Origin of the sequence: Mesorhizobium sp. M7A.F.Ca.CA.002.05.1.1 (assembly GCF_003998335.1) — a bacterium.
Lineage (GTDB): Bacteria > Pseudomonadota > Alphaproteobacteria > Rhizobiales > Rhizobiaceae > Mesorhizobium.
Genome location: NZ_RZQI01000309.1, coordinates 1 through 6263 on the forward strand (window position 1 = coordinate 1; position 6263 = coordinate 6263).

A 6263-nucleotide genomic window follows, 5' to 3' on the forward strand; every position below is an offset into this window, starting at 1 on the left:
TGGCGTGCGGCGATGCCGAAATGGTTTTCGGCCTCGCCCGCGGCAATCGAGCGGAAGTCAAACTCCCAATGTGCGGCATCGCGCCAGGCCGTAGGGGTTTCTCCGCCCAGGAACGGCTTCAGCGAGGCGCCGTCGAGATGCGGCGCGGGCTTTTGGCCGAGCAGGTCGAGAAGCGTCGGCAAAATGTCGACCGCTTCGGTGAAGCTGTCGACACTGCCGCCGGTCGCCTTGCCTTGGCGCGGATCGCGAATGATCAGCGGAATGTGGTAGCTGCCGTCGAAATAGCCGCCCTTGCCCAGCATGAAATGGTCGCCCATCATCTCGGCATGGTCCGAGGTCAGAACGATGATGGTGTCGTCCCACGCGCCTGCGGCCTTAACCGCTTTCCAGACGCAGCCGAGTTGCGCATCGACCTCGGAAATCATGCCGTAATAGATCGCGCGGATGCGGCGAAAATCGTCATCGCTCCAGTCGTGCACCTTGCCTCTGGCGTCTGGGCGGAATTTTATCTGTTTCTGCCGGCCGAGATCATAGGCAAGATAGGGATGGTTTTCCGCCTCTTCGTGCCAGCTTGCCGCGCGCCGGAAGGCCGGGCTGTCAGCCGGATCGTACATCGTGTTGTAGGGCTCCGGCACAATGAAAGGCGGGTGCGGGCTGATGAAGGAAAGATGCGCGAACCACGGCGTGGCGTCCTCCTGTTCGCCAAGCCAACGCGTGAATTCGCCGGTCAGGAAAGCCGCCGGCGTTTGTTGCCCGGAGTAGACGGGCGGCGCGTTGCTGATGGTCCCGGCCACGCCGTCGGCCAGCGGACGGTGGATGTCGGGGGACCCGGCGCTGGCGTCGACACCTTGCAGTTCCAGCCAGGATAGCCATTGCTTCTGGTGCTCGGGCAGCAACTGGCGCACCGTAAAGCCCGGCAGCACGCCTTCATAGCTTTGCAGCCGCGGATCGCCCGGCGCCAGCAGGCGCGGATCGAGCGAGACGTCGGTGTAGCCGAACAGCGTCGGATCATAGCCCAGGGCGCGAGCCGAGAGCGCGATGTTGCCGTGGCGAGCGTCGAGCGGCGTGCCGTTGCGGCAGACGCGGTTGTTCATCTGGTAGAGGCCGGTGTAGAGGCAGGCGCGAGCGGGCGAACAGGGTGCCGCGCCGCCATAGTGCCGCTTGAACAGCACACCCTCCGCGGCCAAAGCGTCGGTATTGGGCGTCTGCACGACCGGATGGCCGGCTGCGGACAGACAATCGCCACGCCACTGATCGCATGTGATCAGGAGAATGTTGGGCCGCCTGGCTTTTCCAGTCACTCACGATACCTTTTTCGCGGGATGTCGAACGCCGTTCATGGAACCGAATTCCGGCCACGGCGCAAGCCCGACTCTGCGGGCCAATTGGTGAACGAACCTTGTTCCATCGTTCACTTTTACGACACAGTCCATTCTGTGTTTGCCGCCTTTGCCTAAACTGCTCTGGTCCTCATATTGGCGTGGACAGCGGCGAGGGCCGCACATGCACCAAGGAAGGAGCAAGACAATGCTCGACCAGATCAAGGGCCTGCATCACGTCACATCGATGGCCAGGGATGCCCGCCAGAACAACGAATTCTTCACCAGGAAACTCGGCCAGCGCCGGGTCAAGAAGACCGTCAATTTCGACGCGCCCGACGTCTACCACCTCTATTACGGTGACGAGACCGGCACGCCGGGTTCGGTGATGACCTATTTCCCTTTCCCCGATATAGGCAAGGGCCGGCATGGGGTCGGGGAAGTCGGAACCACCGTCTACTCGGTGCCGGAAGGCACGCTTGGCTATTGGGAAAGCCGTTTTGCCGATGAGGGCGTCACCGGCCTGTCGCGCGAAGAGACCTTCGGCGAGAAGCGCCTGGCTTTTGCCGGACCGGATGGTGACGGCTTCGCGCTGGTCGAGGGCAAGGGTGACGGCAGAGCACCCTGGGCGAAAGGCGGTGTTCCGGTCGACCAGGCGATCCGCGGTTTACATTCGGTATCGCTCAGGCTGAAGGATGGCGGCGCCACCGAGGAGCTGCTGAAGTTCATGGGCTATGAGGAAGTCGACAAGTCCGGCAATCTCAGGCGGCTGGCGGTGAAGAACGGCAATGGCGCCGACGTCATCGACATCGAATCGCTGCCGAGCACGGCCTTCGCCGATCTCGGTGCCGGCTCTGTCCATCACGTCGCCTTCGCGGTCGAGAACCGCGCCAGGCAGCTCGAGGTACGCAAGGCGTTGATGGACACCGGTTATGGGGTGACGCCGGTGATCGATCGCGACTACTTCTGGGCGATCTATTTCCGCACACCGGGTGGCGTGCTGTTCGAAGTCGCCACCAACGAGCCGGGTTTCGATCGCGACGAGGATACCGCTCATCTGGGCGAGGCGCTGAAGCTGCCGTCGCAGCACCAGCACCTGCGGCCGTATCTGGAACAGCATCTGCAGAGACTGGAAGGCTGAGGTCATGAGCAAGGACGCTTACATCTACAAGCTGCTGCCCGGTTCGCCGGGTGGTCCATTGCTGTTCGTCTTCCATGGCACTGGAGGCGATGAGAGCCAGCTTCTGTCGCTGGGGCGCGATCTCGCGCCCCAGGCAACCATTATCTCGCCGCGCGGCGATGTGTCCGAACAAGGTGCTGCGCGCTTCTTCCGCCGCACCGGCGAGGGCGTCTACGACATGGAGGATCTGGCACGGGCGACGATCAGGATGGCGGGCTTCGTCAAGGCCCATGTCGAAGCAGCGAAGCCATCGGCCGTGCTGGGTCTCGGCTATTCCAACGGCGCCAATGTCCTGGCCTCGGTGGTGTTCGCGGTTCCAGCCCTGTTCGACGCGTCGGTGCTGATGCATCCGCTGATCCCGTTCGAGCCGCAGGTGAAGGGCAGTCTCGCCGGCCGCCATATTCTGATGACCGCCGGCAAGCGCGATCCGATCTGCCCGCCGAACCTGACCACGCGGCTCGAGGCCTATTTGCGTGCCGACGGCGCCGATGTCACAGTGGAATGGCACGATGGCGGGCACGAGGTGCGGCCAAACGAGATCGAGGCGGCACGGCGGTTCTTTGCCGATGCTGCCCAAGGAGCATAGCGATGCCTGACCAACTGCCTGAGATCGAACTTGAGGATCGCGGTTCCAAGGGCCGCTATGTCCTGCGTGGACCCGATGGCGCAGAGGCCGAGATGACCTTCACCAAGATCGGTGAGCACCAGATCATCATCGACCACACCGAAGTGCCGGACGTCTTTCGCGGCCAGGGTGCCGGGCTTCGCCTCGTCACCCGCGCCGTCGAGGATGCGCGTGCGGCGGGTAAGAAGATCATCCCGCTCTGCCCGTTCGCCAACGCCCAGTTCCGCCGCCATCAGGAATGGGCCGACGTGCTGAAGCGGTAGGGATTTCGTTGCCTGAAACGTTGCGGCAAGCGGCTGCCATCCTCCCGGGGCGGTCTGGCATTTGCGCGGGTGGCGCATCCTGCCTAAGTAGGTATGGTATATCTCAGCCGCCGCCGACAAACGAACCGAATGATCCCCTATGACCGAAACCGATCTCGTTCCCGTCTTCGACGGCCACAATGATACGTTGCTCAGACTCTATCAGTCGAAAGACACGGACGTCGAAAAGCTGTTCATCGAGGGGAAATCGGGCGGCCATATCGACCTGCCGCGCGCGAAAGCCGGCGGCTTCGCCGGGGGCATGTTCGCCATCTTTCCGCCACCTGTCGAGAAATCCAGGCGCGGCGCCGTGCCCCTGGCGCCGAGCGCCGCCGAACCGCTGCCCCCCGAGGTTCCGCGCAATGAGGCGCTGACCTCGACCATCGCGATGGCCTCGATCCTGTTCAGGCTGGAACGGGCCGGAGCGCTCACCGTCTGCCGCAGCGCCGGCGATGTGCGCGGTGCCATGGCGCAAGGCTCGATCGCCGCAGTGTTCCACATCGAAGGGGTCGAGGCGATCGATCCCGAGCTCACCATGCTCGACGTGCTGCATGAAGCCGGCCTGCGTTCCCTCGGCATCGTCTGGAGCCGGCCGAACGCCTTCGGCCACGGCGTGCCGTTCCGCTTCCCGTCCTCGCCCGACACCGGCCCCGGCCTCACCGATGCCGGCAAGGCGCTGGTCAAGGCCTGCAACCAGTTGAAGATCATGATCGACCTCTCGCATCTCAACGAGAAGGGCTTTCGCGATGTCGCGGCGCTCAGCGATGCGCCGCTGGTCGCGACCCATTCCAACGTGCACGCGATCTGCGGCCATTCGCGCAACTTGACCGACTGGCAGCTCGGCGCGATCCGCGAAACCGGCGGCATGGTCGGGCTGAACTTCGCAACCGGCTTCCTGCGCGAGGATGGTCGCATGAATGCCGACACAAGCCTCGACATCATGGTGCGGCATATCGATTCGCTGCTGCAGGCGCTGGGTGAGGACGGCGTTGGTCTTGGCTCCGATTTCGACGGCGCCATGATCCCGGCCGTCATCGGGGATGTCGCCGGCCTGCCGAAGCTGATCGATGCATTGGCGGCACGCGGTTTCGGCCGCGCACTGATCGAAAAAATCGCCTATCGCAACTGGCTCAATATGCTCGAGAAAACGATAGGTTAGAGACAGCCTGCGGCATGGCGTGTGCGGCCCGCCGGCATATGTCGACAAGGACATACTTCGTCGGTGGAAGCCGGATGCGATTGGGTGGATAGCCGGCAATGCTGAAGACCTTCACGGATGAGGGCGGCGAATTCGAGCGAACCGATGTCGTCATCGTCGGTGCGGGTTTCACAGGCCTGTCGGCGGCGCTCGAGATGAAGAAGGCCGACATCGATTTCATTCTGCTCGAAGCAGGCGACCGCGTCGGCGGACGCGTCGAGTCCCGCCTGAACGGACTTGGCGAACGGATCGATAGTGGCGGCCAGTTCCTGTGCGAGGACATGCCGGAATTGATGGCGCTGATCGAGGCGCGCGGCAAGACGCTGGTTGAAACCTATGTCGATGGCGATTTCATCACCCAGCCGACGATGTCCGTACAACGAGCAGAGCGGATCTATGACGCGGCAATGGCAATCCGCGAGCGCATGAACGGGATCGATCCGGACGACGTCTCGATTGCCGGACTGACCGTTGCCGACTGGCTTGCCCGCCAGCGCGATTCGGCCGACGCCAGGGCCGTCTTCCGTTCGATGATCGAAGGTCTCTGGTGCATGACGCTGGATCAGATTCCTCTCTGGTATCTGATCGACAATGACCGACGCGTCACCAACGAGGTGCCGGAGCTGCAATATTTCGTGCGCGAAACCATGCATTCACTGGCCGACGATCTGGCCCGCGACCTCAGTGATCGGTTGCGGCTCAGCGAGCCGGTCACGCGCATCGAGTATAGTTCGCAAGGTGTTCTTGTCGTTTCGGCCGGGGGTGCCATCGAGGCGCGCACGGTTCTGGTTGCCGTCCCCCCGGCGACGGTGACGGAGCTCGCCTTTGCCCCCGCCTTGCCATCTGGACTGGGGCGGGCGCTCGGCGCCTGGAAAAGCGGCGCGGCTATCAAGATCCTGGTGCGCTATGCCAAACCGTTTTGGCGCGGGCGGGATTTGAACGGCATGGTGATGTGGCTCGATCCGCCGGGGCTGTTTGCCTGCGACGCCGGCAAGGATGCGGAGCATGCCGCGCTCGTCGTGTTCGTCGGCGGGTCGCTCGCGCTGCGCTGGCGTGACCTCGGCGAGGTGGAACTGCGTGCGGAGGTGACCGGCCGGTTGGAGGCAGCCCTTGGCCCGGATGCCGGTGATGTCATCGATTTCAGTTTGCGTGACTGGGTAGGAGATCGCTGGAGCGGCGGCGCGTACAGCGATCTTGTTGTCGACGTGACAGCAAGAGATGCCGAGCGAACGATCCTTGCCGGCGCACCGCCGGTGTATCTCGCCTGTTCAGAACTCTCGCCGTCGTTTCCGGGGTATGTCGAGGGCGCCATCATTGCCGGGCGTATCGCCGCGCACAAGATCATTGCCGAGCTTCAAGCTCCGGTCTGAGCCTGGTCTTTTCGAAAAACTGTTTGGCAAGATCGGGTCAGGTTGCGCCTCGAGCCCGAGCGCCGTCGAAGCTATGCCCGATTTTGCCCGACTTCGCCCGAATGCTGTTTCGAATTGGTTACAGTGCCAGTCCTTCGCCACCCCATCGTCGTTACAAAGTGCGGATAAGTTCATTTCACCGCCAAAAGAAACTCAGCGAAGGGGAAGGCAATGCATGCGAAAATCCAGACGATCCGCGGCGAGAGCCGCCTTCAGGCTCCAGAGCGCAA

Annotated in this window: 6 protein-coding genes; 5 read left to right on the plus strand and 1 reads right to left on the minus strand. The window is 63.1% G+C overall.

Annotated features, from left to right (window positions below):
* Nucleotides 1-1301: sulfatase-like hydrolase/transferase (locus EN939_RS16980; protein ID WP_127268950.1), on the minus strand; the 1301-nt coding region annotated here is incomplete at its 3' end.
* 226 nt (nt 1302-1527) lie between these two features.
* Here EN939_RS16980 and EN939_RS16985 point away from each other — a divergent pair.
* The 5 genes from EN939_RS16985 (at nt 1528) to EN939_RS17005 (ending at nt 5994) form a co-directional block, all read left to right on the plus strand.
* Nucleotides 1528-2460 (plus strand): VOC family protein, encoded by a 933-nt coding sequence (locus EN939_RS16985; protein ID WP_127268952.1) that lies wholly within the window; start codon nt 1528-1530, stop codon nt 2458-2460.
* A 4-nt stretch (nt 2461-2464) separates the two neighbouring features.
* Nucleotides 2465-3085, plus strand: a complete 621-nt coding sequence (locus EN939_RS16990; RefSeq protein ID WP_127268953.1) for an alpha/beta hydrolase — start codon at nt 2465-2467, stop codon at nt 3083-3085.
* A gap of 2 nt (nt 3086-3087) precedes the next feature.
* Nucleotides 3088-3387: a GNAT family N-acetyltransferase gene (locus tag EN939_RS16995; RefSeq protein ID WP_013529296.1), complete on the plus strand. Its 300-nt coding sequence runs from the start codon at nt 3088-3090 to the stop codon at nt 3385-3387.
* A 139-nt stretch (nt 3388-3526) separates the two neighbouring features.
* Nucleotides 3527-4585: a dipeptidase gene (locus tag EN939_RS17000; RefSeq protein WP_127268955.1), complete on the plus strand. Its 1059-nt coding sequence runs from the start codon at nt 3527-3529 to the stop codon at nt 4583-4585.
* Nucleotides 4586-4683: 98 nt separating this feature from the next.
* A complete protein-coding gene (locus EN939_RS17005) occupies nt 4684-5994 on the plus strand; it encodes a flavin monoamine oxidase family protein (RefSeq protein ID WP_127268957.1) in 1311 nt (436 codons plus the stop codon).
* The last annotated feature ends 269 nt before the right edge of the window (nt 5995-6263 follow it).